This window comes from Nocardia sp. NPDC004718 (assembly GCF_053601535.1).
Genome location: NZ_JBSGCA010000180.1, coordinates 1 through 1,014 on the forward strand (window position 1 = coordinate 1; position 1,014 = coordinate 1,014).

Here is a 1,014-nt window from a genome sequence, read left to right on the forward strand (position 1 = left end):
TCACCGATCCGGAGGCCTTCGTGTCCCACGCTAACGCAGCGTTGACCCCGCGTACTCGTCTACGACTGGCCCAGCTCGTCGTCGACCGCGGCTGGAGCTATACCGCAGCAGCGAAAATGTTCATGGTCTCCCCGCGAACCGCCAGGAAATGGTCCGACCGCTACCGCGGCGAGGGTCCTGCCGGGATGGCCGACCGCAGCTCGCGTCCGGTGACCAGCCCGGCCAAGACCCCGCCACACGCGGTACGCCGGATCGTGCGGCTTCGGTGGCGTCACCGGCTCGGACCGATCCAGATCGCCGGCCTGCCGGCGATGCCGGCCTCGACCGTGCACGCGGTGCTGACCCGGTGCCGGATCAACCGTTTGTCGCGCATCGACAGGGTCACCGGCGAACCGCTGCGCCGCTACGAACACCCCCATCCCGGGTCGCTGATCCATGTCGACGTCACCAAGTTCGCCAACATCCCCGACGGCGGCGGGCACAAGTTCCTCGACCGCCGCGCCAGCAAGTCCAACGCCCGCGCCACCGCCCACCGAACCGGCAAGCGCGGCAACAACTACCGGCCCGCCATCGGCACCGCATACGTGCACACCGTCATCGACGACCACTCCCGCCTCGCCTACGCCGAGATCCACTCCGACGAGAAGGCCGCCACCGCGATCGGTGTGCTGCAGCAGGCCGTGGCATGGCTGGCCGACCACGGCGTCGCCACCGAACGGGTGCTGTCGGACAACGGCTCGGCCTACAAATCACATGCCTGGCGCGAGGCCTGCACCGAACTGGGCATCACCCACAAACGCACCCGCCCCTACCGGCCACAAACCAACGGAAAGATCGAACGCTTCCACCGCACCATGGCCGAGGGCTGGGCTTACGCCCGGCTGTATGAATCCACCGAACAACGCAACACAACCCTGCCCGCATGGCTCCACTTCTACAATCACCACCGAGCCCACTCCGCCCTCGGAGGTCGGCCACCGGTCACCCGGCTGACCAACCTCCCCGGACATCACA

Annotated in this window: 1 protein-coding gene; it reads left to right on the plus strand. The window is 67.9% G+C overall.

What is annotated here, in order from left to right; genetic code table 11:
* Positions 1-20: 20 nt before the first annotated feature.
* Positions 21-1,014, plus strand: a 994-nt coding sequence (locus ACWEH3_RS36230) for an IS481 family transposase (RefSeq protein WP_450027058.1), incomplete at its 3' end; no start/stop codon positions are given.